Below are 24,218 nucleotides of genomic sequence, written 5' to 3'. Positions count from 1 at the left end.
TTTACATAAGGACATAATAAAATGAGTTATTATTCTTTTGTAGATAGGTTCGTTATGGTATCCTAATAATTTAGTGACGGAAAAAATTCATGTTGAAATAGAGATAAATAAGCAAGTGAGGTGAAAGGACATGGAATTTGATACAATTGCCGCAATTTCCACAGCACTTGGGGAAGGTGCAATTGCCATTGTTCGAGTAAGTGGGGATGATGCGATTGAGAAAGTCGATCGTATTTTTAAAGGGAAGGATTTAACACAGGTTTCTTCTCATACAATTCATTATGGTCATATTGTCGATTTAGATACAAATCAAGTTATTGAAGAAGTTATGGTGTCTATTATGCGTGCACCAAGGACTTTTACGCGTGAAAATATAGTAGAAATTAACTGTCATGGTGGACTTGTTTCGGTAAATAAAGTATTACAGCTTATTTTAGCGCAAGGAGTACGACTGGCAGAGCCTGGTGAATTTACAAAACGTGCTTTTTTAAATGGACGTATTGATTTGTCACAAGCAGAAGCTGTTATGGACTTAATCCGTGCGAAAACAGATCGTGCTATGAATGTAGCGATTAACCAAATGGAAGGACGATTATCTAAATTAATCGGCCATCTGCGACAAGAAATATTAGAAACATTAGCTCATATTGAGGTGAATATAGATTACCCAGAATATGATGATGTAGAAGAGATGACGCATAATATTTTAATTGAGAAAGCTACACATGTCCGTGCTGAAATTGCAAAGATATTAGAAACATCGAAGCAAGGAAAGATTTTACGTGAAGGCATTTCTACCGCGATTATCGGTAGACCTAACGTTGGGAAATCATCGCTATTAAATAGTCTTGTTCAGGAGAAAAAGGCAATTGTAACTGATATTGCAGGAACAACTCGTGATGTTATTGAAGAGTACGTTAATGTGCGTGGTGTACCACTTAAACTTATAGATACAGCCGGAATTCGTGAAACGGAAGATATTGTTGAACGAATTGGTGTAGAGCGTTCGAAGGAAATGATGAGCCAAGCAGACTTAGTGTTAATTGTAGTGAACTATAGCGAGGCTTTAACAAATGAAGATGAGGATCTATTCCGTGCCGTACAAGGAAAAGATTTCATTGTCATTGTAAATAAGACAGATTTACCGCAAGAAATTGATATGGAACGTGTTACAGATTTAGCGGTAGGCAATCGTGTTATTACAACATCTTTAATTGAGGAGCAAGGAATAGATGAGCTTGAAAAGGCAATAGCTGATTTATTCTTTGAAGGAACAATTGATTCTGCGGATATGACATACGTGTCTAATGCGAGACATATCGGATTATTAACACAAGCAGGAAGAACAATTAACGATGCAATTGAAGCGATAGAAAATGGTGTTCCGATTGATATGGTTCAAATTGATTTAACAAGAGCGTGGGAAATACTTGGTGAAATTACTGGTGATACTGTCCATGAAAGCTTAATTGACCAATTGTTCTCTCAATTTTGTTTAGGAAAATAAAGTAAAACTTTAATCAGAGATGATTTAGTAAGATAGAGGTCATTAGGAGGAATAAACAATGGGATACAATGCCGGTTTATATGATGTCATAGTAATCGGTGCAGGTCATGCAGGATGTGAAGCTGGTCTTGCGGCAGCACGAATGGGCTCAAAAACATTAATGTTAACAATTAACTTAGATATGGTAGCGTTCATGCCATGTAACCCTTCTGTTGGTGGACCAGCAAAAGGGATTGTTGTTCGTGAAATTGATGCATTAGGCGGAGAAATGGGACGCAATATTGATAAAACACATATTCAAATGCGTATGTTAAATACAGGTAAAGGACCAGCTGTACGCGCGCTTCGTGCACAAGCTGATAAATTCTCTTACCAGCATGAATTAAAGAAAACAATTGAAGAAACACCAAACTTAACGTTGTTTCAAGGTCTGGTAGAGCGTTTAATTATTGAAGATGGTGTATGTAAAGGGGTAATTACGCAAGCTGGTGCTGAATACACAGCGAAAACAGTTGTAATTACAACGGGAACATTTTTACGTGGTGAGATTATTATGGGAGATTTAAAATATTCAAGTGGTCCAAATAATCAGCAACCATCTATTACATTATCTGAACACTTAGAGGAACTTGGTTTTGATCTTGTTAGATTTAAAACAGGTACACCTCCGCGTGTAAACAGTAATACGATTGATTATAGTAAAACAGAAATTCAACCAGGTGATGATAAGCCACGTGCTTTCTCTTTTGAAACGACAAAATTTATTATGGATCAAATTCCATGTTGGTTAACGTATACAAGTACAGAAACACATCGTTTAATAGATGAAAACTTACATCGCTCAGCTATGTATTCTGGTATGATTAAAGGAACAGGGCCTAGATATTGCCCTTCAATTGAAGACAAGGTAGTAAGATTTAATGATAAACCACGTCATCAAATTTTCTTAGAGCCAGAAGGACGTAATACACAAGAAGTATATGTACAAGGCTTATCGACGAGCTTACCAGAAGATGTACAGCGTGCAATGCTTAGAACAATTCCTGGCCTGGAAAATGTTGAAATGATGCGTACGGGTTATGCAATTGAATATGATGCAATCGTACCAACTCAACTATGGCCAACACTTGAAACGAAAAAAATTAAAAATTTATATACAGCAGGACAAATTAATGGAACTTCTGGTTACGAAGAAGCGGCAGGACAAGGGCTTATGGCTGGAATTAATGCAGCATGTCGTTCTTTAGGTAAAAAAGAAGTTATTTTAGGTCGCGCTGATGCATATATTGGTGTTTTAATTGATGATCTTGTAACAAAAGGCACAAATGAACCATACCGTTTATTAACGTCTCGTGCGGAATATCGTTTATTATTACGCCATGATAATGCAGATCTTCGTCTAACTGAGGTTGGGCGTGAAATTGGTTTAATTAAAGAAGATCGTTATGAGAGATTTACAAATAAAAAACTACAAATTGAACAGGAAAAGGAACGATTAGAGAGTATTTTTATTAAACCGCGTCCTGAAGTTCAAGAATTAATTCGTAGTATTGGCGGAAGTGAATTGAAAGATGGAATACGTGCAAGTGACTTATTACGTCGTCCAGAGGTGACATATGAGCATATTCATCTTTTAGTACCAAGTGAAGTAGCATTAAGTGATGAAATTACGGAACAAGTTGAAATTCAGACCAAGTACGAAGGATATATCGAGAAATCTTTACAGCAAGTAGAACGTATGAAGAAAATGGAAAACAAAAAAATTCCTGTGGATATTGATTATGATGCGATTTCTAGCCTTGCCTCAGAAGCAAGACAGAAATTGAAAGATGTTCGTCCGCTTTCAATGGGGCAAGCTTCACGTATTTCTGGTGTAAATCCAGCTGATGTTTCAATTTTGCTTATTTACATTGAACAAGGAAAAATTGCACGAGTATCGAACCAATAACATAGTAAGGAGATATTGCTAGATGAACATAGAACAATTTCAATCTATGCTAGAAGAGAAGGGTATTTCCCTCTCTTCTAGACAGTTAGAGCAGTTTGGAATCTATTTTGAAACATTAGTAGAGTGGAATGAAAAAATGAACTTAACGGCTATTACGGAGAAAGAAGAAGTATACTTAAAACACTTTTTTGATTCTGTTACAGCGGCTTTTTATTATGATTTTTCGAAACCATTTTCTATTTGTGATGTTGGAGCAGGAGCTGGATTCCCAAGTATCCCTTTAAAAATCTGTTTCCCGCACTTAAAAGTAACAATTGTAGATTCATTACAAAAACGTATTAATTTCTTAAATCACTTAGCGCAAAAGTTAGAATTAAGTGATGTTGCATTTTGTCATGATCGTGCTGAAACATTTGGAAAAAAAGAAGGTGTACGTGAAGCATACGATATTGTAATGGCACGTGCAGTTGCACGTCTTTCTGTATTAAGTGAGCTATGTTTACCACTTGTAAAAGTAGGGGGAACATTCATTGCAATGAAAGGTGCAGCGGCTAACGAAGAAATCGAAAATGGCAAATACGCTTTAGAGGTACTTGGTGGAGAATTGAAAGAAATGTCTACGTTCCAATTACCGTTTGAAGAAAGTGAGCGTAATATTTTATTAATCGAGAAAAAGCGCAAGACACCAAAGAAATATCCACGCAAACCGGGAACGCCCAATAAATTACCTATTGAAAAATAAATCTTATTAGACGTAAGATTAAATTATATAAATGAAAACGTAAATGTTTCATAGGAAACATTTTATGTAGAACAGTCAATAGGCCTAAAAGGTGGTGGAATATGTATGAAAAATACGTTTTCTCGTTTATTTGGCTTTGGAGATAAAGAGAGCGAATTCGAATTACAAGACGAAAGCCATGAAGAAATAGCTAAAAAGGTATATGAAGAAATACAGGAAATTCCGATAGTAAACATTACCCCTAACCGTTATCAACCACGAACAGTTTTTGACGATGCACGTATTGAGGAGCTAGCATTAACTATTCGTACACATGGGCTTATCCAGCCGATTGTTGTGAGACAGTATGAGGATGATAAGTACGAGATTATTGCCGGGGAAAGGCGTTTCCGCGCAGCAACAAAGTTAGGGTGGGAAAAAGTTCCTGCAATAATAAAGAATTTAAATGATACTGAGACAGCTTCTGTAGCGTTAATTGAAAATTTGCAGCGTGAGGAATTAACAGCAATTGAGGAAGCTGTGGCATATCAAAAGCTGATTGAGTTACATAATTTAACACAAGAAGCATTGGCACAACGACTTGGAAAAGGACAATCGACAGTCGCAAATAAATTGCGATTATTAAAATTGCCTGAAGAAATCAAAAGTGCATTATTAGAAAAAAGTATTACAGAACGGCATGCTCGCGCCCTTATTCCTTTGAAAAATGAGGAATTACAACTGAAGGTTTTACAAGAGATTGTGGAGAAGCAATTGAATGTAAAGCAAACAGAAGAACGAATTGCAAAGTTACTAGAAGAAGTAAAACCAAAGCGCAAAGCAAAGCAAAAAGCAGTAAGTCGAGATGCGAGAATTGCTATGAACACGATTAGACAATCATTACAAATGGTTGCTAATAGTGGTTTGAATGTTAATTCTGCGGAAGAAGAGTTTGATGAATACTATCAAATTACGATTAAAATTCCGAAGAAAAAATAATTACGTGCTAGAGACCTTATCCTATTGGAGAGGTCTCTTTTACTATATTTTCTTGTTAAAGCAAGAAGGAGTTTAGAAATAAATTTTGAAGTTTAATAAGGACGTAAAAGAAAAACTTTTATTTCATGTTACAATAAACGTAATTGTTTCTAGAATAAGAAAGAAAGGTTGAAAGTAGGTGACATCATGGGAAAAATCATTGCTATTGCTAATCAAAAAGGCGGTGTTGGAAAAACAACAACATCCGTTAATTTAGGGGCTGGATTGGCACAAGTAGGAAAAAAAGTCCTTCTCGTAGATATTGATGCTCAAGGAAATGCAACGACTGGTGTAGGGATTGAAAAGTCTGAATTAGATCAATGTATTTATAATGTTCTTGTAGAAGATGCAGATGTTCAAGGTGCCATACGGAAAACCGCAACTGAAAACTTAGATGTTCTACCCGCTACAATTCAATTGGCTGGTGCTGAAATTGAATTGGTACCAACCATTTCCCGGGAAGTACGCTTGCAAAGAGCGTTACAGCCAATTCGTGATGAATATGAGTATATTATTATTGACTGTCCCCCATCATTAGGGTTATTAACGATTAATGCATTAACAGCAGCAGATTCTGTTATTATTCCTGTACAGTGTGAATATTACGCGCTGGAAGGGTTAAGTCAGCTATTAAATACAGTTCGACTTGTGCAAAAGCATTTAAATAAAAATTTAGCAATTCAAGGTGTATTGTTAACGATGTTGGATGCTCGTACAAATTTAGGAATTCAAGTTATAGATGAAGTGAAAAAATACTTTAGGGATAAAGTATATCGTTCGATTATTCCTCGTAATGTTCGCTTAAGTGAGGCACCAAGTCATGGAAAACCAATTATGCAGTATGACGCTAAATCAAGAGGAGCAGAAGTATATTTAGATTTAGCAGAGGAAGTGATTGCAGGTGGCTAAGGGATTAGGAAGAGGAATCAACGTGTTTTTTCCAGATTTAGATGTGAAAGAAGAAGAAACGATTCAGGAGATTATAGTAACTGAATTAAGGCCGAATCCATATCAACCACGTAAACATTTCAATAAAGAAGCGATTCAGGAATTAGCGGCTTCTATTAAAGAGCACGGTATATTGCAACCGTTAATTGCTCGAAAGAGTATTAAAGGATATGAAATAGTTGCAGGTGAAAGAAGATATCGTGCTGCTAAAGAGGCCGGACTTGAGAAAGTGCCTGCTGTCGTAAGGCAATTAAATGAGCAGCAAATGATGGAATTTGCTTTGCTTGAAAACTTACAACGAGAAGATTTAAATCCTATGGAAGAGGCAATGGCATATCAGATGTTAATGAGCGAGCTAAATGTAACACAAGAACAATTAGCAAAACGTCTTGGTAAAAGCAGACCTTATATCGCAAATTATACTCGTTTGTTAAGCCTCCCTTCATTCGTTCAAGATATGATTGCAAACGGTGAGCTTTCAATGGCTCATGGAAGAACTTTACTTACAATAAAAGATGAAGAACAGTTGAAATCTTTATTGAAGCGAATTGAAAAAGAAGGACTGAATGTTCGCCAATTGGAACAAATTGTCCAGGAAATTAATCAACGTGTTTCACGTGAAACACAACAAGTGAAAAAAGAAAGAAATATATTTTTTGTAGAGCGTGAAACGTTTTTAAGAGAAAAGTTTGGTACGGATGTAAAAATCAAAGAAACGAAAAAAGAAAAAGGTAAAATCGAAATCGAATTTTTTAATAAAGAAGATTTAAATCGAATTTTAGAATTATTATCAAAGGAAAATTAAAAAGCAAACCATCTTATTGTTTATAGATGGTTTGCTTTTTTTAATGCAGATAATTTTTGGTCTGTTTCTTTTATACTTTGTGCAATTACATCAGCCATCTTCATGACTAAACTTAGTCTTGTATTTTGAAGTACGAAAAACTCCATGAAACCATTTAAATTTACGATGCCATGTATATGCAAATCACCAATTTCAGGTAATTTCTTATTCATCGCAGCTCCAGGTTTACTAGGGCCCTTTCCAGTAGTTATAGAACCGATACTTTGAGATTTCCCTAAACATGCATCAACAGCAATAATAAATGAAGTAGGATTTTCTTTCTGTATATTCTGAATTTTCTCTTCTAAATTTAGTGCATGTATTGGTTCGTCTAGTGTGCCGAATACTTGAAGGTTTTTGATTTCAATTTGTTCTAGTTTAGTACCAACTAATGGACCAAGTGCATCACCGGTGGAACGGTCTGTTCCGATACAAATGAGAATGAGTGGCATATTAGTCTTAATGGGAATATGGGAAAGTAAGAAATTACTGATTGTCTCAGAGGCTTCTAAGTCATGATGCATAACATTTTGAGTTTCTTTTTCAAAAAAAGGTAAGCGAAAACTTCTAATATTCATGAAGCACCCATCCTTTTAATAAATTTTCACAATATGTTATATGGTGTGTGAAATGGAAAATTATAAGTGCATACTTTTTACAAACTGTGAATGAAAACGGAAATAATAGTACTAGTATATATATATTCGTTTCATTTTATACCTGAATGGAAGTTAACAAATGGAATTAAAGTCATAAATTTTTTTCAGAAACCAGAGAGAGTTCTGATACAATGAGAAGGATAACTAAAAAGAAATTTTAGCTGGAGAGGTAGAGGTACATGGATTTAGCGTTGAAATGGTTTGAGTCCATTGATTGGACGAATATAGGTGTAAAATCACTACAAATAGTCGTTATTTTAATACTTGGTGCAATTATTGTGCGAGTTGCAAGGGCAATTGTACGAAATGCGTTTCGTATGGGAAGTCGCTCGCCAATTCAAATTTCAGAACGTCGTACAGTTACGGTAGCGAAGTTGCTTGAAAATATTGTGGCATACGTTGTTATGTTTATTATGTTAATTGCGATTTTAGGCGTGTTCAATATTAATGCATCTGGTCTATTAGCTGGTGCTGGGGTAATTGGTTTAGCAGTTGGTTTTGGTGCACAAAGTTTAGTTAAAGATGTTATTACAGGATTATTTATTTTGTTAGAGGATCAATTTTCAGTAGGTGATTATGTAAGAATAGGTCAATTTGAAGGAACTGTTTTGGAAATTGGACTACGCACAACGAAGATGAAAAGCTGGACGGGTGAAATTCATATAATACCAAATGGCAGTATTGTACAAGTAACGAACTTTTCCGTTAGTAATAGTGTAGCATTTGTTGATGTATCTATTTCTTATGAAAGTGATATAGTACGAGCGGAGCAAGTTATTGAAGATTTATTAGTGGAATTACCAGGAAAATATGAGAAAATGGTAACAACACCTCAATTACTAGGTGTTCAAACATTGGCAGCATCTGAAGTTGTATTACGTGTTATTGCTGAAGTTGAGCCGATGCAGCATGCAGTTATTGCGAGGGCTCTTCGCAAAGAGATTAAAAATCGTCTTGATTTACATGGGATTGAAATTCCATACCCACGTATGGTTTTATATAGTCGTGAAGAATTAGTTAATGAAAAAGCAATTTAATAGTGGGAGGGATTTGGAGAATGGAGCAAAAGCAATATAACTTGTACGATGTTGTGGAAATGAAGAAAGCCCATCCGTGTGGTGAGAATCGCTGGAAGATTATTCGTATGGGAATGGATATCCGCGTTAAGTGCGAGGGATGTGACCATTCGGTAATGATTCCTCGAAGAGAGTTTGATCGTAAGGTGAAAAAAATACTTGTGAAGCATGAAGAATAGTGAAAAAGCAACGGCTGCGGTAGACAGCCGTTGCTTTTTTTCATTTGGTGGAAACTTGTCATTTTTTTCGTTACTATCTATAATGATGAAAGATTGAGACATAGGAGTGAAAAATATGGGATTAACGGCTGGGATTGTTGGATTACCTAACGTAGGTAAGTCCACTTTATTTAATGCAATTACACAAGCAGGAGCAGAATCTGCTAACTATCCATTCTGTACAATCGATCCAAACGTAGGGATTGTAGAAGTACCAGATGAGCGTTTAAATAAATTAACGGAATTAGTAGAACCGAAAAAAACTGTTCCGACTGTATTTGAATTTACTGATATTGCAGGTATCGTAAAAGGTGCGAGTAAAGGTGAAGGGTTAGGAAATAAATTCTTATCTCACATTCGTCAAGTAGATGCAATTTGCCAAGTTGTTCGTTGTTTTGAAGATGAAAATATTACGCACGTTTCAGGAAAAGTAGATCCAATTGATGACATTGAAACAATTAACTTAGAATTAATCTTAGCGGATTTGGAATCTGTTGATAAGCGTATCGAACGAGTTGCGAAGTTAGCAAGACAAAAAGATAAAGAAGCTGTATATGAGCATGAAATTTTAGTTCGTTTAAAAGAAGCTTTTGAAGAGGGAAAACCAGCTCGTACTGTTGAATTTACAGAAGAGCAAATGAAGATTGTTAAAGGCCTTCATTTACTTACAACGAAAGAAATGCTATATGTAGCAAACGTAAGTGAAGATGATATTATGGATCCTTCTGACAATAAATATGTACAAATGGTAAAAGAATTTGCAGCAAATGAAAATTCTCAAGTAATCGTTGTATGTGCAAAAATCGAAGAAGAAATCGCTGAGCTAGACGAGGAAGAGAAAAAAGTATTCCTTGAAGAACTAGGCATTGAAGAATCTGGTTTAGATCAATTAATTCGTGCTGCATATGATTTATTAGGACTTGCTACTTACTTCACAGCTGGTGTGCAAGAAGTACGTGCATGGACGTTTAAACAAGGTATGAAGGCACCACAATGTGCTGGCGTAATTCATACAGACTTTGAGCGTGGATTTATTCGTGCGGAAACAGTTTCTTATGATGATTTAATGACAAACGGTTCTATGACAGCTGCAAAAGAAGCTGGAAAAGTACGTTTAGAAGGAAAAGAGTATATCGTAAAAGACGGAGATGTTATGCACTTCCGCTTCAACGTTTAATTTAATATTTCCTAGGAAAAATAAAGATATGAGCTTGGCAAATATATTATGTGTTTGCCAAGTTTTTTACGTATTGGTGAGTTGATTCATATAACTTACTATGATATAATCTAAACTCGTGAGTAATTACTATAAATTAATTGCTCCTTGCCCATTATGGGCCGTTTAGACCAAAAGGAGGTGAAAGTGTAATGAGAAAGTACGAAATTATGTACATCATTCGTCCTGGCGTTGAAGAAGAAGCTCAAAAAGCTTTAGTTGAACGTTTTGCAGGTGTTTTAACAAACAATGGTGCAGAAATCATTAACACGAAAGAGTGGGGTAAGCGTCGTTTAGCTTACGAAATCAACGACTTACGTGAAGGTTTCTACATGATCTTAAACGTGAACTCTAACTCAGAGGCGATTAACGAATTCGACCGTTTAGCTAAGATCAACGAAGATATCCTTCGTCATATCGTTGTTAAAGAAGAAGAAAAATAATTGATATATAAGGGAGAGTGGTTCGATTGATGAATCGTGTTATCCTCGTTGGTCGTTTAACTAAGGACCCTGACTTACGTTACACGCCCAATGGTGTTGCAGTAGCTACTTTTACGTTAGCTGTGAATCGCGCATTTGCGAATCAACAAGGTGAGCGTGAAGCTGACTTTATTAATTGTGTAATATGGCGTAAACAAGCAGAAAACGTGGCAAATTATTTGAAAAAAGGTAGCTTAGCAGGCGTAGACGGACGTCTTCAAACTCGTAATTACGATGGACAAGATGGTAAACGTGTATATGTAACAGAAGTTCTTGCGGAGAGCGTACAATTTTTAGAGCCGCGTAATGGCGGTGGGGAGCAACGTGGTTCATTCAATCAGCAACCATCAGGAGCTGGTTTCGGTAACCAAAGCTCTAACCCATTTGGTCAATCTAGTAATTCAGGTAACCAAGGTAATCAAGGTAACTCTGGATTTACGAAGAATGACGATCCATTTTCGAATGTTGGTCAACCGATTGACATTTCGGACGACGATTTACCATTTTAATGGTGTGAATCGGCTATTTTTAACAAAGAATGGAGGGAATAGACATGGCAGGACGCAAAGGTGGACGTGCGAAGCGTCGTAAGGTGTGTTTCTTCACATCTAACGGCATCACTCGCATTGACTATAAAGATGTTGATTTATTAAAACGTTTCGTTTCTGAGCGTGGTAAAATTTTACCTCGTCGTGTAACAGGGACAAGCGCAAAATACCAACGCAAACTTACAGTTGCAATTAAACGTGCTCGTCAAATGGCACTTTTACCATATGTTGGTGAATAATAGCGTATGAAATGCACAGTAGAGTCGGACTCTACTGTGCATTTTGCTATGCTTTTCTTTTTGAAAGAGAGGTTAGATGATGAAAAGTACGAAATTTATTACTGAGGGTGCAGCGTTATTGGCGATATATGCAATTTTATTGCTGATATCCATGTATGTTCCGATTTTAGGTACAGTTGCAACATTTGCGTTGCCGTTACCATTTATATTATTAACAGTAAGACATAAACTATCTAATGTATTCATGATTTTTGTAGCGGCGCTTTTTGTTACAGTTATCGTGAGTCAACCAATTAGTCTCATAAAGACAGTGATGTTTGGATTAATAGGTGTTGTATTAGGATATATGTATAAAAAAGGGAAAAAATCAGTGGAGATATTAATAGCTGGAACACTTGCATATTTAATTGGTATGATGCTCATTTATGTGGGGAGTATAAAGTTTTTTAACATAGATTTAATGAAGCAAATGCAAAATATGTTTAATGAAAGTATGGTGCAAAGTGAAAAGATAGCAAATGCTGCTGGTATGCCAGTTAGTAAGGAACAAAAAGAGTTGTTTGCACAAATGAATGATATACTACAAACGTTATTTCCAAGTATACTTGTGCTAGTTTCTGTATGTTTTTCTTGGATCACAGTGCTAATATCAGGTAGTGTTTTGAGAAAATTAAAGTATGGCGTGACACCTTGGCCTAAATTTAAAGATATACAATTGCCAAAGAGTATTGTCTGGTATTACGTCATATTTATTTTGCTATCAACTTTCATAAAAGTTGAACCAACATCATATTTACATATGGTATTTTCTAATCTATATGTGATCTTTGCGTTGCTGCTTGTATTGCAAGGATTAACGTTTATCACCTTTTTAGCACACAAAAAAGGTTTTACGAAAGGTGTTCCTATTATTAGTTTTATCGTATGTATGTTTATTCCAATGCTGTTTCCTCTTGTGACAATCTTAGGTATAATTGATTTAGGGATTTCATTGCGTTCTAAAATGCAATGAAAAACAAAGGGATAAAACAGCATTTTTATGCTGTTTTAAGGTGTTTAATCTGTTTAACTAACTAGAAATTGAGTTGGTTTTACGTTATAGGAGTTGTATACATGCCTGAATTTTATAAGAAACAGTGGTTTTTATATCCTGTTTACGTATTGGCATTTTTTGTGTTGGTGCTAATCTCGATTCTTTGTTATTTTCACTTAATTATGGGGATAGCCGCCTTTTTTATTTTTAGCATCGTTTTCTTTTTAGTTATACGATTTGAACTTAACTTTCAAAGGAATTTTGAAAAGTATACGACAGATATGATTACTAGGGTAAAAAAAGTGAGTAACGAAGCATTCAACCAGATGCCAATCGGTATATTGTTATACAATAAGGAGTATGGGATTGATTGGGCAAATCCTTACTTGTCTTCATGTTTGGGGCAACACGCATTAGCTGGGTGGCATCTGTACGATGTATCAGAAACATTACTCCTTTTTATTAAAGGAGAGACTTCTGACGATATAGTATCTTTAAATAGTCGAAAGTTCCGTGTGTTTGTAAGGAAAGAAGAAAAACTAATTTATTTTTTTGATGTAACTGAGCAAACAGAGATTGAAAAAATGTATGAGGATCAGCGCACCGTTTTAGCTGTTATTTATTTAGATAATTATGATGAAGTTACACAAGGGTTAGATGATCAATTACGCACGAATATAACAAGTCTTGTGACGTCACGTCTAAATGAATGGGCCGTTAAGTATGGTGCATATTTGAAACGTGCATCTTCAGAAAGATTCTTCGTTGTACTAAATGAAAGTATTTTAGCGCAAATGGAGAAAGGGAAATTTAGTATTTTGGATCAAGTGCGTGAAGAAACATCAAAAAGGAATATACCACTTACGCTAAGTGTTGGTGTTGGCTCGGGTGATTTACCTTTATCGGAGCTTGGAGCGATGGCTCAATCTGGTTTAGACCTTGCATTAGGACGAGGAGGAGACCAAGTAGCTATAAAACAAGCGACGGGTAAAGTTAAGTTTTACGGTGGCAAGACGAATCCGGTCGAAAAGCGTACTCGTGTACGTGCTAGAGTTATTTCACATGCATTAAAGGATTTAGTATTAGAAAGCAGTAATGTCATTATAATGGGGCATAGAGCTCCTGATATGGATGCGATTGGTGCAGCGATTGGTATTTTAAAGGTAGCTCAATTAAATGAGCGCAAAGGATATATTGTATTAGATGAAAATGATTCTGATAAAGGAATCAAACGTTTGATGGATAAAGTGAAACAAAATGAAGAGTTATGGTCACATTTTATTACACCAGGGCAAGCGATGGAATTTGCAAACGATGATTCATTACTTGTTGTTGTTGACACGCATAAACCTTCAATGGTGATGGAGGAAAAACTGTTACACAAGATTGAAAATGTAGTAGTTATTGACCATCATCGCCGCGGGGAAGATTTCATTGAAGATCCATTACTTGTTTATATGGAGCCATACGCTTCTTCAACGGCAGAGCTTGTTACAGAATTACTTGAGTATCAACCGAAAAATTTAAAGATGACAATGTTAGAAGCAACGGCATTGTTAGCTGGTATTATTGTTGATACGAAAAGTTTTACATTCCGTACAGGCGCTCGTACATTTGATGCCGCTTCTTATTTACGCTCGCATGGCGCAGACACTGTACTTGTACAAGAACTTTTAAAAGAAGATATGGGTCAGTATTTACGAGTTGCAAAAGCCATTAAAAATGCGTACATTTATAAAAATGGAATTGCGATTGCTAAAGTTGATGGTGATGAATATTATGACCAAGTACTTATTGCACAATCAGCAGACACATTATTGACAATGACAGGTATCATTGCATCGTTTGTTATTGCAAAACGTGGAGAAAATTTCATTGGAATTAGTGGTAGATCTTTAGGTGAATTGAATGTACAGCTAATTATGGAGAATTTAGGAGGTGGCGGGCACTTAACAAATGCAGCCACACAAATGAAAAATGTTACAGTAGATGAAGCGGAGGAGAAGCTTCGATTTGTTATTGATGACTATTTACAGGGAGGCACACAATCATGAAAGTAATTTTTCTAAAAGACGTAAAAGGTAAGGGTAAAAAAGGAGAAATAAAAAATGTACCAGACGGTTATGCAAATAATTTCTTACTAAAACAGGAGTTAGCTGCCGAAGCGACAAACAGCAGTATGAAAACTTTAGATGCTCAAAAGCGCAAAGAGGAAAAAGATGCAGCAGCAGAAGTTGAGAATGCAAAAGAGCTGAAAGAAACATTAGAGAAATTAACTGTAGAAGTAAAGGCGAAATCTGGAGAAGGTGGCCGCTTATTTGGTTCTATCACGAGTAAACAAATTGTAGATGTAATGCAAAAGTCACACAAGATTAAACTTGATAAACGTAAATTTGAAATGGATGATGCAATCCGTGCATTAGGTTATACAAACGTCACTGTGAAATTGCATCCGCAAGTAACAGCAACAGTAAAAGTTCATGTTAGTGAACAATAAAAATAAATTAAGCAAGGAGGATTGCGCATGAGTGATGTAATGGCTGATCGTACCCCTCCGCATAATATAGAAGCTGAGCAGGCAGTCTTAGGTGCCATATTAATTGATCAGGATGCGTTAACGTCAGCATCGGAACTATTGGTACCTGACTCATTTTATCGAACGAAACATCAAAAGATTTTTGAAGTCATGCTTGGGTTGTCTGATAAGGGAGAACCAATCGACTTAGTAATAATGACATCAGCGATGGCTGATCAAGGATTACTAGAAGAAGTTGGTGGGGTTTCTTATCTAGCAGAGTTAGCAGAAGTTGTTCCAACAGCTGCTAACGTAGAATATTATGCACGCATCATCGCTGAAAAGGCACTTTTACGTCGTTTAATTCGAACGGCGACTCATATTGTATCGGATGGATACGAGCGAGAAGATGATGTGGATGGCCTTTTAAATGAGGCTGAGAAAAAAATATTAGAAGTATCTCACCAAACAAATGCAAAAGCATTCCAAAACATTAAAGATGTTCTTGTAGATGCTTATGATAAAATTGAACTTTTGCATAATCAAAAGGGTGAAGTTACCGGGATACCAACTGGATTTACTGAATTAGATAAGATGACCGCAGGTTTTCAGCGAAATGATTTAATCATCGTGGCGGCGCGTCCATCGGTAGGGAAAACTGCATTTTCACTAAATATCGCACAAAACGTAGCGACGAAAACTGATGAAAATGTAGCGATTTTTAGTTTAGAGATGGGCTCTGATCAGCTTGTTATGCGTATGCTTTGTGCAGAAGGAAATATTGATGCACAAAGACTTCGTACCGGTTCATTAACTTCTGATGATTGGGCGAAATTAACAATGGCGATGGGTAGCCTTTCTAATGCTGGTATATATATTGATGATACACCAGGGATTAAAGTAAATGAGATTCGAGCAAAATGTCGTAGATTAAAGCAAGAGCAAGGTCTTGGGATGGTTTTGATTGACTATTTACAGCTTATTCAAGGAAGTGGGAAATCAGGAGAAAACCGTCAGCAGGAAGTATCTGAGATTTCTCGTACATTAAAAGGGATTGCACGTGAATTGCAAGTACCTGTTATTGCCTTGTCGCAGTTATCTCGTGGTGTAGAATCTCGTCAAGATAAACGTCCGATGATGTCTGATATTCGTGAATCAGGAAGTATCGAGCAGGATGCTGACATTGTAGCCTTCCTATATCGTGAAGATTACTATGATCGTGAAACAGAAAATAAAAATACAATTGAAATTATCATTGCAAAACAACGTAATGGTCCGGTAGGTTCAGTAGAGCTTGCGTTTGTTAAGGAATTTAATAAATTCGTCAACTTAGAACGCCGCTTTGAGGATGGACATGCACCGCACGCATAAAGGCAGTATAAAAAAGAAACACATTTCTTATAATAAGATGTGTTTCTTTTTTTTTATATGAAAGATAGGGCTTTCATAAGGTGAATATGTAATTCTTACGAACGAAAACGTTTTTTGATAAAAAAATGTTCGCTTTTTGGTTGACTTCTCTTTCTGTTTTGGTACAATTATATTGTTTGAATAGATCGTTTGAAAATTGCGGAGGTGCTTTAATAATGTCTTCAGTAGTAGTTGTAGGAACACAATGGGGCGACGAAGGAAAAGGTAAAATCACTGATTTTCTTTCTGAGCATGCGGAAGTAGTTGCAAGATATCAAGGTGGAAATAACGCGGGACATACAATTGTTTTCGGCGGAGTTAAATATAAATTACACTTAATTCCATCTGGTATTTTCTATAAAGAGAAAATTTGTGTAATCGGAAATGGCTTAGTAGTAGATCCGAAAGCATTACTTGAAGAGTTGAAATACTTACACGATCGTGGTGTAAGTACTGATAATTTACGTGTAAGTAACCGTGCGCACGTTATTTTACCTTATCACTTAAAACAAGATGAATTAGAAGAAGCGAGTAAAGGTGATAACAAGATCGGTACAACGAAAAAAGGTATCGGTCCTGCATATATGGATAAAGCTGCTCGTATTGGTATCCGTATGGCTGATCTTTTAGACCGTGAAGCATTTAAAGAGAAGCTTGAGCGCAATTTAGTGGAAAAAAATCGTTTATTTGAAAAAATGTACGATACAGAAGGTTTCAGCGTAGAAGAAATCTTTGAAGAGTACTTCGAATACGGACAACAAATCGCACAGTATGTATGCGATACATCTGTCGTATTAAATGATGCACTAGATAACAATCATCGTGTATTATTTGAAGGTGCACAAGGTGTTATGCTTGATATCGACCACGGTACGTATCCATTCGTTACATCTTCTAACCCAATTGCTGGTGGTGTAACAGTTGGAACTGGAGTTGGTCCTGCGAAAGTTACTCGCGTTGTAGGTGTATGTAAAGCATATACAAGCCGTGTAGGTGATGGTCCATTCCCTACGGAACTTAATGATGAAATCGGTCATCAAATTCGTGAAGTTGGTCGTGAATACGGAACAACAACTGGTCGTCCGCGCCGCGTAGGTTGGTTCGATAGCGTTGTTGTAAGACATGCACGTCGTGTTAGTGGTTTAACAGACTTATCATTAAACTCTATCGATGTATTAACAGGTATCCCAACTCTTAAAATTTGTGTTGCTTACAAATACAATGGCGAAGTTATCGATGAAGTTCCAGCTAACTTAAACATTTTAGCGAAATGTGAGCCTGTATATGAAGAGCTTCCAGGTTGGACAGAAGATGTTACTGCTATGAAATCATTAGATGAACTTCCTGAAAATGCAAGAAAATACGTAGAGCGTGTTTCTGAATTAACAGGAATCCAATTATCTATGTTCTCAGTTGGACCAGATCGTAATCAAACAAATATCGTTCGTAATGTATACGAAGCTTAATTGATATAAAAAATTGATTCTTTTAAGAAAAAACTCATGTTTTCATGAGTTTTTTCTTATCTTTTATAAAAAAATAAAAAAAGGTATTGCAAAAATGAAAGATAACATGTTATGATATGTCTTGTCGTCACGAAAATATGACGTTGGTGAGTATGAGCCATTAGCTCAGTTGGTAGAGCATCTGACTTTTAATCAGAGGGTCGAAGGTTCGAATCCTTCATGGCTCACCATTTTATTTTTCGTGGCCCGTTGGTCAAGTGGTTAAGACACCGCCCTTTCACGGCGGTAACACGGGTTCGAATCCCGTACGGGTCATGTTTTTTTATGTTCATTTTTGGTCCCGTGGTGTAGTGGTTAACATGCCTGCCTGTCACGCAGGAGATCGCCGGTTCGACCCCGGTCGGGACCGCCACTTTTGTTTATACCACCATTAGTGGTTTTATATATAGTTTTGGCTCGGTAGCTCAGTCGGTAGAGCAGAGGACTGAAAATCCTCGTGTCGGCGGTTCGATTCCGTCCCGAGCCACTCTCAGGATATTAAGTGGGCCCACTTAATATCCTTTTTATTTTGTCCAGTTTTACAAAAGTGGGTAGTTATTTTACAATAGAATGAGGAGCCTCTAGCAGTTGAAGCTAGAGGTTTTTCTATAGATCGTATAGGATTCCGTGTAAAAGTGGATGATACATGAGTCTATGAGAATAGAGGAGAAATACTTAGACTAAGATTGTTGTCATATAGGAACATACTATAGAAACACCAATATGTTTGAGGATTATTGATCATATTTTTATAAGGAGGAAATAGACGATGATGGGAAAGAAAATTTTAGTAGTTGATGATGAAAAGCCGATTGCGGATATTTTGAAGTTCAACCTAGAAAAAGAAGGTTTTGAAATTGTAATGGCGCATGATGGTGATGAGGCGATTGAAAAAGCAAATGAAGAACAGCCAGATATGGTTTTATTAGATATTATGTTACCGGGAAAAGACGGTTTAGAGGTATGTCGTGAAATACGTAAAAGCTCAGAAATGCCAATTATTATGCTTACAGCAAAAGACTCTGAAATTGATAAAGTATTAGGGCTTGAGCTTGGGGCAGATGATTATGTAACGAAGCCATTTAGTACGAGGGAGTTACTTGCTCGTGTGAAAGCAAATTTACGTCGCCATCAGCAGGGTGGTGCTGCAGAGAAAGAAGAAAATACCGAAATGGTTATTGGACCAATCGTTATCAATTCGAACGCTTATAGTGTAACGAAGCGTGAAGAAAGCATTGAGCTTACACATCGTGAATTTGAATTACTACATTATTTAGCGAAGCATTTAGGTCAAGTTATGACTCGTGAACATTTATTACAAACAGTTTGGGGTTATGATTATTTTGGAGATGTACGTACAGTAGACGTAACAGTACGTCGTTTACGCGAAAAAGTTGAAGATAATCCAAGTCATCCTACTTTAATTGTAACTAGACGTGGGGTAGGGTATTACTTGCGTGACCCAGAACAGGAATAGTATATGAAGAAAGTTGGTTTTTTTCAATCTATTCATTTAAAATTTGTGCTCATATATATGCTGTTAATATTAATAGCAATGCAAGTAATTGGTGTATATTTCGTTAGGGAATTAGAAAAAAGCCTTGTAAAAGGTTTTCAAGATTCCTTAACGCAGCAAACAAATTTACTTTCTTATAACTTGAAGCAAGAGTTTGTAAAAGAACGTCCTAAAGCAGAATCAGTAGATAAAGCTATTAATGATTCGATTCAAAAATTAGCATCGGATCGTAAGAAAGATATTCAAGAAATAAGTGTAATTGATTCTACTAAAAAATTAATGGCAATTTCAGACGCGTCTAAGCAAAATAAAGTAGGACGAACGTCAGCAGACACAGCTGTACAAAGGGTAATGGTACAAAAAAAACCAGAGTCAAAGGTTGAGAAAGACGTGAAAACAGGTCATCGGGTTCAAGTGATGATTACTCCTATTCTAAAAGAGCAAGAAGGAGAGGTACTTGGCGTCATTCGTATTGTTGCATCTATGGAAGATGTGTATAAACAAATGAAAGATATAAACCAAATTTTCGCGACGGGGACAGTAATTGCTTTACTAGTAACAGCTGTACTTGGGATTTTGTTGGCTCAAACAATTACAAGACCAATTTCAGATATGCGGAGACAAGCAATTGAAATGGCAAAAGGAAACTATTCGAGAAAAGTAAAAGTGCATAGCCATGATGAAATTGGACAACTAGCATTATCTTTCAATAATTTATCGAAAAAATTACAACAAGCCCGCTCTTCAACAGAGAGTGAAAGGCGCAAACTATCATCTGTTTTATCACATATGACAGATGGAGTAATTGCTACTGATCGAAAAGGTGACATCATTTTATTAAATGATCCTGCGGAAAAAATGTTAAATGTTTCGCGTGAAACGGCATTAGATCAATCTGTCTTAGAAGTGTTAGGGATACAAGAAGAATTTACGCTGGATCATTTATATGAAGAACCTGATTCAGTTTTATTAGATTTTAGTACGAGGAATGAACCATATATTTTACGTGCTAGTTTCTCTGTCATTCAAAAAGAAACAGGGAAGGCAAATGGTTTAATTGCTGTATTATATGATGTAACGGAGCAGGAGCGTATAGAACAAGAGCGCCGTGAGTTTGTTGCGAACGTATCTCATGAGCTAAGAACACCGTTAACAACAATGCGCAGTTACCTAGAAGCACTTACGGATGGTGCATGGCAAGATCCGAATATCGCACCACAATTTTTAACGGTTACACAAGAAGAAACAGAAAGAATGATTAGACTTGTAAATGCGCTGTTACAACTATCAAAACTAGATAGTACAGAACATCGCTTAATGAAGGAATGGGTCGACTTTACTGATTTCTTTAATAACGTTATCGATCGCTTTGAAATGTCTAAAGAGCAAAATGTAAGCTTCAAACGATCTTTCTCTAAAAAATCTCGATTTATTGATATGGATACAGACAAAATTACACAAGTTTTATATAACATTATTTCCAATGCATTAAAATATTCGCCAGAAGGTGGCACAGTAACATATCGCCTGCGTGACCGTGGTGAGTTATTAGAAATTAGTGTGAGTGATCAAGGAATGGGTATCCCGAAGGAAAATGTAGATAAAATATTTGAACGTTTTTACCGTGTAGATAAAGCTCGCTCAAGACAAATGGGTGGTACAGGTCTTGGATTAGCCATTGCGAAAGAAATGATTGAGGCGCACGGAGGCTCAATTTGGGCGAAAAGTGAGGAAGGAAAAGGAACAACTATTTATTTCACACTGCCAATGGCAACTGATGAAGAGGACGATTGGGAATGAGTATGGAAAACTTTAAAACAATAGTTTTAATTAATTTAGTTGTTATTAGCCTATTTCTTACTTTTAACTTATGGACATATGTTCCTGATTCTACCCCGATACAAAATGCAAAATTTGTTCAAGGTAATGAAGAGATAAATCCAATAAAACTTTCGGAGGTTGTTCGCCCATCCTCTGTAATCGTTCATAAAGAGAAAAATCATTATGTGAGTGAAAACAAGAGTAATGTGGATTTAATTTATAGAATTCTTGAAAATGGAGAGTTACAGGATTTAAAGGAAATAACAGGGACAGTTCCTAAAGGTGATTTTCTTTCGTATGTACATGGAGAAGAAAAAATTGAATTTGTTTTTCCTACAAACATTCCACTGGGTACGATTAAAAGTATGTTTAATTTTAAAGATAAAAACATAGAAGGTAATAGGAGTTTCAATCGTATTATAATTGACCCTTCTCGAAGTAAGGACCAAGAAATTAAAATTAGTTTTGTTTCCTATGATACTTATCCTTATCGTAAAATATATGAAGCAAAATTGAGTGGTGTTTATGTAAAGGATGTTATAAATGCTCAAAATCAACTTATAACAGTAGCGAGACCGTATTTTGAATATCAAATAAGTGATAGAAAAAAACTTTACTTACCAGATGGAATTACGGAATTAAGTGAGGTAGAGTATTTTGGATCTAGGTTAGATGAGGATACATTTAAAAATGCATTATTTAGTGATCCACGTTATTTAAGCCCTATTTCTGAGAAATCAAAGAAAACATTTACAGATGGTATACGTTCTATGGAAATTGATCAGTCAAATGCAATGTTGAAATACAAAAACTCCGCTGTACATAGTGATGAATCTATGGATAATGCAGCACTTTTACAAAAAAGTTTTGACTTTGTAAGTGGGCATAGTGGTGCGTTAAAACTCTACCGTTTTGATTATATTAATAAGGGGAAAACGTCCTTCCGTTTTTATGAGGATGGGTTGCCTGTATTTAATAGCGATGGAATGGCGGAATTAAAGCAAGCATGGGGTTCAGGTGAAATCATGCAGTATGAAAGATCCCTTTTTGATCCAAGTTTCAAATTACCTAGTAAACAACTAACAAATTCTCTCGCATCGGGTCGTACAGTGATGACATCATTAGAGAATAATATGCAAATTGATAAAAATTCAATTCAGGATGTTGGAATTGGTTATAAGTTATCATTGGAAGATTCCATTAATGAAGGAAAAAACATTATTTTAAAGCCAATATGGTATGTAAAATGTGAAGAAAATGGTAAGCAAAAAATATTTGAATGGAGTGAGGGGGAACTAAATGGATTGGGATCGAATTAAAACCATATTTATTGTGACCTTTTTTGTTTTAGATCTCTTTCTTATCTTTCAGTTCATTCAAAAGCAAGATAGTAATCAATTGGAACTTGTGACAGAAACAAAAATTGATCAACAATTAAAAGAGTCTAAAATTACTATGGGGAGTTTTCCTAAAGAGCCGAAAAAAGAGTCGTTTATTATGGCGAAAAATAAAAGCTTTAAGGAAGAAGATGTGCAGTCTTTAAAAAATCAAACAGTGCATCTGCAAGAAGAATATAAGATAGAAAGTAAGTTGAAAGAACCATTTTTAAATGCAAAATCGTTATCAAAGGACAAGTATAATGATTTTTTAAAAAGCTACGTGCTTGATGGGCAGAAATACGAGTTTGGGGCAATGAAAGATTCAAAAATTTATTTCTTTCAAAAGTATAAGGATAAGCCGATTTTCTACAACAATCATGCAATGATTGTTGTAGATTTGAATGAAAAAAATGAGCTTATTTCGTATACACAAACAATGTTAACGGATTTGAAGGAAATGGGCGAAAGTGAAAAAACGAAAGAACAAGAAATTATCACTGCTCAAACAGCTTTAGAAAATATATATGTAAAAAATAAAATTGCAGAAAATACGCACGTGAAAGAGGCGCAGATTGGATATGCGACTCTTGCGGAGTCTTCTTCTAATATACAAGTGCTTGCTCCAACATGGAACTTAAAGACAGAACAAAAAAAGGATTTTTTTGTGAATGCAATTGAAGGACAAGTTATGGAATTAGGGGAAACTCAAGTGCCGGAAGAACATAATGGAGTGAGAAAGAATGAGTATGCACTTTAGTGTACTTGCGAGTGGAAGTACAGGGAATATGCTATATGTAGGAACAGATGAAAAAAAACTGCTCGTCGATGCAGGTTTAAGTGGTAAAGCGACAGAGGCTTTATTCAAACAAGCTGAACTGAATATAAATGACGTATCAGGTATTCTTGTAACACATGAGCATAGTGATCACATTAAAGGATTAGGTGTATTGGCGCGTAAATATGATTTACCTGTTTATGCGAACGAGAAAACATGGAATGCAATGGAACATTTAATAGGTAATATCCCAACTGATCAAAAATTCATTTTCTCAGTAGGAGACGTGAAAACATTTGGGGATATTGAAGTTGAATCATTTGGCGTTTCTCATGATGCGGCGGAACCGATGTTTTACGCTTTTCATAACAATAATAGAAAGTTAGCTCTTATTACAGATACGGGCTACGTAAGTGACCGTATGAAAGGTGTTATTAAGGGAGCGAACGCTTTCGTGTTTGAAAGCAATCATGATGTGGAAATGCTTCGTATGGGACGCTATCCATGGAGCATTAAGCGTCGTATTTTAAGCGACGTTGGCCACGTTTGTAATGAGGACGCTGCATTAGCGATGGCTGATGTTATTACAGATGAGACAAAACACATTTATTTAGCGCATTTAAGCTTAGATAATAACATGAAAGAATTAGCGCGTATGTCTGTATCACAAGTATTAGAAGAAAAAGGTTTTGGGGTTGGAGAATCCTTTGAAATACATGATACGGATCAAAAAATGCCTACGAAAATTCAATACGTATAATTCTTCATTTTAGTAAACAATAAAGGTGAATATAGTTGTTTTCAGGAAGATAGGTGAACA

Annotated in this window: 23 protein-coding genes and 4 tRNA genes; 26 read left to right on the top strand and 1 reads right to left on the bottom strand. The window is 36.0% G+C overall.

What is annotated here, in order from left to right; genetic code table 11:
- Window positions 1-130 precede the first annotated feature (130 nt).
- The 6 genes from mnmE to spo0J all read left to right on the top strand — a co-directional run bounded on the left by mnmE (window position 131) and on the right by spo0J (window position 6,967).
- Window positions 131-1,507, top strand: coding sequence for a tRNA uridine-5-carboxymethylaminomethyl(34) synthesis GTPase MnmE (gene mnmE, locus JFT89_RS18565; protein WP_002034990.1), 1,377 nt, complete (start codon window positions 131-133; stop codon window positions 1,505-1,507).
- Between the two features lie 58 nt (window positions 1,508-1,565).
- Complete coding sequence (gene mnmG, locus JFT89_RS18560) at window positions 1,566-3,455, top strand: tRNA uridine-5-carboxymethylaminomethyl(34) synthesis enzyme MnmG (protein ID WP_002068716.1); 1,890 nt, start codon at window positions 1,566-1,568, stop codon at window positions 3,453-3,455.
- Window positions 3,456-3,477: 22 nt separating this feature from the next.
- On the top strand, window positions 3,478-4,197 hold the full coding sequence (gene rsmG / locus JFT89_RS18555; protein ID WP_002016472.1) for a 16S rRNA (guanine(527)-N(7))-methyltransferase RsmG: 720 nt from the start codon (window positions 3,478-3,480) through the stop codon (window positions 4,195-4,197).
- A gap of 105 nt (window positions 4,198-4,302) precedes the next feature.
- Window positions 4,303-5,175 carry a nucleoid occlusion protein gene (gene noc / locus JFT89_RS18550; RefSeq protein ID WP_002016471.1) on the top strand — a complete coding sequence of 291 codons (873 nt, stop codon included), beginning with the start codon at window positions 4,303-4,305 and terminating at the stop codon, window positions 5,173-5,175.
- Between the two features lie 186 nt (window positions 5,176-5,361).
- On the top strand, window positions 5,362-6,123 hold the full coding sequence (gene soj / locus JFT89_RS18545) for a sporulation initiation inhibitor protein Soj (RefSeq protein WP_002016469.1): 762 nt from the start codon (window positions 5,362-5,364) through the stop codon (window positions 6,121-6,123).
- The gene (spo0J, locus tag JFT89_RS18540) at window positions 6,116-6,967 is read left to right on the top strand and encodes a stage 0 sporulation protein Spo0J (protein WP_195743302.1); all 852 of its coding nucleotides are present in this window, start codon (window positions 6,116-6,118) and stop codon (window positions 6,965-6,967) included. Before soj ends, spo0J begins: the two co-directional genes overlap by 8 nt.
- Window positions 6,968-6,987: 20 nt before the next feature.
- On the opposite strand, the gene yyaC is transcribed toward spo0J, so the two are convergent.
- Window positions 6,988-7,584, bottom strand: coding sequence for a spore protease YyaC (gene yyaC / locus JFT89_RS18535; RefSeq protein ID WP_016096412.1), 597 nt, complete (start codon window positions 7,582-7,584; stop codon window positions 6,988-6,990).
- Between the two features lie 260 nt (window positions 7,585-7,844).
- Here yyaC and JFT89_RS18530 point away from each other — a divergent pair, with 260 nt between their 5' ends.
- The 20 genes from JFT89_RS18530 to JFT89_RS18435 all read left to right on the top strand — a co-directional run bounded on the left by JFT89_RS18530 (window position 7,845) and on the right by JFT89_RS18435 (window position 24,158).
- Complete coding sequence (locus JFT89_RS18530; RefSeq protein ID WP_016096413.1) at window positions 7,845-8,702, top strand: mechanosensitive ion channel family protein; 858 nt, start codon at window positions 7,845-7,847, stop codon at window positions 8,700-8,702.
- Window positions 8,703-8,722: 20 nt separating this feature from the next.
- Window positions 8,723-8,920, top strand: coding sequence for a DUF951 domain-containing protein (locus tag JFT89_RS18525; RefSeq protein WP_000436054.1), 198 nt, complete (start codon window positions 8,723-8,725; stop codon window positions 8,918-8,920).
- A gap of 115 nt (window positions 8,921-9,035) precedes the next feature.
- Window positions 9,036-10,136 carry a redox-regulated ATPase YchF gene (gene ychF / locus JFT89_RS18520; RefSeq protein WP_002089951.1) on the top strand — a complete coding sequence of 367 codons (1,101 nt, stop codon included), beginning with the start codon at window positions 9,036-9,038 and terminating at the stop codon, window positions 10,134-10,136.
- A 191-nt stretch (window positions 10,137-10,327) separates the two neighbouring features.
- Window positions 10,328-10,618: a 30S ribosomal protein S6 gene (gene rpsF, locus JFT89_RS18515; protein ID WP_001233782.1), complete on the top strand. Its 291-nt coding sequence runs from the start codon at window positions 10,328-10,330 to the stop codon at window positions 10,616-10,618.
- Between the two features lie 26 nt (window positions 10,619-10,644).
- Window positions 10,645-11,166, top strand: coding sequence for a single-stranded DNA-binding protein (gene ssb / locus JFT89_RS18510; protein WP_000981963.1), 522 nt, complete (start codon window positions 10,645-10,647; stop codon window positions 11,164-11,166).
- A 44-nt stretch (window positions 11,167-11,210) separates the two neighbouring features.
- Window positions 11,211-11,444 carry a 30S ribosomal protein S18 gene (gene rpsR, locus JFT89_RS18505; protein ID WP_000918874.1) on the top strand — a complete coding sequence of 78 codons (234 nt, stop codon included), beginning with the start codon at window positions 11,211-11,213 and terminating at the stop codon, window positions 11,442-11,444.
- A gap of 79 nt (window positions 11,445-11,523) precedes the next feature.
- A complete protein-coding gene (locus JFT89_RS18500) occupies window positions 11,524-12,456 on the top strand; it encodes a YybS family protein (protein ID WP_016096414.1) in 933 nt (310 codons plus the stop codon).
- A gap of 101 nt (window positions 12,457-12,557) precedes the next feature.
- Window positions 12,558-14,531, top strand: a complete 1,974-nt coding sequence (locus JFT89_RS18495) for a DHH family phosphoesterase (RefSeq protein ID WP_016096415.1) — start codon at window positions 12,558-12,560, stop codon at window positions 14,529-14,531.
- Entirely contained in the window at window positions 14,528-14,974 is a 447-nt protein-coding gene (gene rplI / locus JFT89_RS18490) for a 50S ribosomal protein L9 (RefSeq protein WP_201040445.1), read from the top strand. Before JFT89_RS18495 ends, rplI begins: the two co-directional genes overlap by 4 nt.
- Before the next feature lie 27 nt (window positions 14,975-15,001).
- Window positions 15,002-16,363 carry a replicative DNA helicase gene (gene dnaB / locus JFT89_RS18485; protein ID WP_002016457.1) on the top strand — a complete coding sequence of 454 codons (1,362 nt, stop codon included), beginning with the start codon at window positions 15,002-15,004 and terminating at the stop codon, window positions 16,361-16,363.
- Between the two features lie 215 nt (window positions 16,364-16,578).
- The gene (locus JFT89_RS18480; protein ID WP_002138921.1) at window positions 16,579-17,868 is read left to right on the top strand and encodes an adenylosuccinate synthase; all 1,290 of its coding nucleotides are present in this window, start codon (window positions 16,579-16,581) and stop codon (window positions 17,866-17,868) included.
- 154 nt (window positions 17,869-18,022) lie between these two features.
- A tRNA-Lys gene (locus JFT89_RS18475) sits at window positions 18,023-18,098 on the top strand.
- Between the two features lie 13 nt (window positions 18,099-18,111).
- Window positions 18,112-18,183, top strand: a tRNA-Glu gene (locus JFT89_RS18470).
- 21 nt (window positions 18,184-18,204) lie between these two features.
- A tRNA-Asp gene (locus tag JFT89_RS18465) sits at window positions 18,205-18,280 on the top strand.
- Window positions 18,281-18,321: 41 nt separating this feature from the next.
- Window positions 18,322-18,394: transfer RNA gene (locus JFT89_RS18460), tRNA-Phe, on the top strand.
- Between the two features lie 282 nt (window positions 18,395-18,676).
- Window positions 18,677-19,384, top strand: a complete 708-nt coding sequence (walR, locus tag JFT89_RS18455) for a cell wall metabolism DNA-binding response regulator WalR (protein ID WP_002089942.1) — start codon at window positions 18,677-18,679, stop codon at window positions 19,382-19,384.
- Window positions 19,385-19,387: 3 nt separating this feature from the next.
- Window positions 19,388-21,223 carry a cell wall metabolism sensor histidine kinase WalK gene (walK, locus tag JFT89_RS18450; protein ID WP_016096417.1) on the top strand — a complete coding sequence of 612 codons (1,836 nt, stop codon included), beginning with the start codon at window positions 19,388-19,390 and terminating at the stop codon, window positions 21,221-21,223.
- Complete coding sequence (locus JFT89_RS18445; RefSeq protein WP_016096418.1) at window positions 21,220-22,563, top strand: YycH family regulatory protein; 1,344 nt, start codon at window positions 21,220-21,222, stop codon at window positions 22,561-22,563. Before walK ends, JFT89_RS18445 begins: the two co-directional genes overlap by 4 nt.
- Window positions 22,544-23,380: a two-component system regulatory protein YycI gene (locus JFT89_RS18440; RefSeq protein ID WP_016096419.1), complete on the top strand. Its 837-nt coding sequence runs from the start codon at window positions 22,544-22,546 to the stop codon at window positions 23,378-23,380. The genes JFT89_RS18445 and JFT89_RS18440 overlap by 20 nt, the downstream gene beginning before the upstream one ends.
- Window positions 23,364-24,158 carry an MBL fold metallo-hydrolase gene (locus JFT89_RS18435; protein ID WP_016096420.1) on the top strand — a complete coding sequence of 265 codons (795 nt, stop codon included), beginning with the start codon at window positions 23,364-23,366 and terminating at the stop codon, window positions 24,156-24,158. The genes JFT89_RS18440 and JFT89_RS18435 overlap by 17 nt, the downstream gene beginning before the upstream one ends.
- Window positions 24,159-24,218 lie beyond the last annotated feature (60 nt).

The sequence above is a fragment of the Bacillus sp. TH25 genome (assembly GCF_016650935.1).
Taxonomy (GTDB): domain Bacteria; phylum Bacillota; class Bacilli; order Bacillales; family Bacillaceae_G; genus Bacillus_A; species Bacillus_A mycoides.
This window is presented reverse-complemented; position numbering and strand designations above follow the sequence as displayed.

Coding starts and splice junctions, on each gene's coding strand:
- soj (WP_002016469.1), top strand. CDS start 5,362: ATGGGAAAAATCATTGCTATTGCTAATCAAAAAGGCGGTGTTGGAAAA.
- JFT89_RS18435 (WP_016096420.1), top strand. CDS start 23,364: ATGAGTATGCACTTTAGTGTACTTGCGAGTGGAAGTACAGGGAATATG.
- mnmG (WP_002068716.1), top strand. CDS start 1,566: ATGGGATACAATGCCGGTTTATATGATGTCATAGTAATCGGTGCAGGT.
- JFT89_RS18440 (WP_016096419.1), top strand. CDS start 22,544: ATGGATTGGGATCGAATTAAAACCATATTTATTGTGACCTTTTTTGTT.
- dnaB (WP_002016457.1), top strand. CDS start 15,002: ATGAGTGATGTAATGGCTGATCGTACCCCTCCGCATAATATAGAAGCT.
- rsmG (WP_002016472.1), top strand. CDS start 3,478: ATGAACATAGAACAATTTCAATCTATGCTAGAAGAGAAGGGTATTTCC.
- JFT89_RS18525 (WP_000436054.1), top strand. CDS start 8,723: ATGGAGCAAAAGCAATATAACTTGTACGATGTTGTGGAAATGAAGAAA.
- noc (WP_002016471.1), top strand. CDS start 4,303: ATGAAAAATACGTTTTCTCGTTTATTTGGCTTTGGAGATAAAGAGAGC.
- walK (WP_016096417.1), top strand. CDS start 19,388: ATGAAGAAAGTTGGTTTTTTTCAATCTATTCATTTAAAATTTGTGCTC.
- JFT89_RS18445 (WP_016096418.1), top strand. CDS start 21,220: ATGAGTATGGAAAACTTTAAAACAATAGTTTTAATTAATTTAGTTGTT.
- JFT89_RS18480 (WP_002138921.1), top strand. CDS start 16,579: ATGTCTTCAGTAGTAGTTGTAGGAACACAATGGGGCGACGAAGGAAAA.
- JFT89_RS18530 (WP_016096413.1), top strand. CDS start 7,845: ATGGATTTAGCGTTGAAATGGTTTGAGTCCATTGATTGGACGAATATA.
- rpsR (WP_000918874.1), top strand. CDS start 11,211: ATGGCAGGACGCAAAGGTGGACGTGCGAAGCGTCGTAAGGTGTGTTTC.
- mnmE (WP_002034990.1), top strand. CDS start 131: ATGGAATTTGATACAATTGCCGCAATTTCCACAGCACTTGGGGAAGGT.
- JFT89_RS18500 (WP_016096414.1), top strand. CDS start 11,524: ATGAAAAGTACGAAATTTATTACTGAGGGTGCAGCGTTATTGGCGATA.
- rplI (WP_201040445.1), top strand. CDS start 14,528: ATGAAAGTAATTTTTCTAAAAGACGTAAAAGGTAAGGGTAAAAAAGGA.
- rpsF (WP_001233782.1), top strand. CDS start 10,328: ATGAGAAAGTACGAAATTATGTACATCATTCGTCCTGGCGTTGAAGAA.
- JFT89_RS18495 (WP_016096415.1), top strand. CDS start 12,558: ATGCCTGAATTTTATAAGAAACAGTGGTTTTTATATCCTGTTTACGTA.
- ychF (WP_002089951.1), top strand. CDS start 9,036: ATGGGATTAACGGCTGGGATTGTTGGATTACCTAACGTAGGTAAGTCC.
- yyaC (WP_016096412.1), bottom strand. CDS start 7,584: ATGAATATTAGAAGTTTTCGCTTACCTTTTTTTGAAAAAGAAACTCAA.
- walR (WP_002089942.1), top strand. CDS start 18,677: ATGATGGGAAAGAAAATTTTAGTAGTTGATGATGAAAAGCCGATTGCG.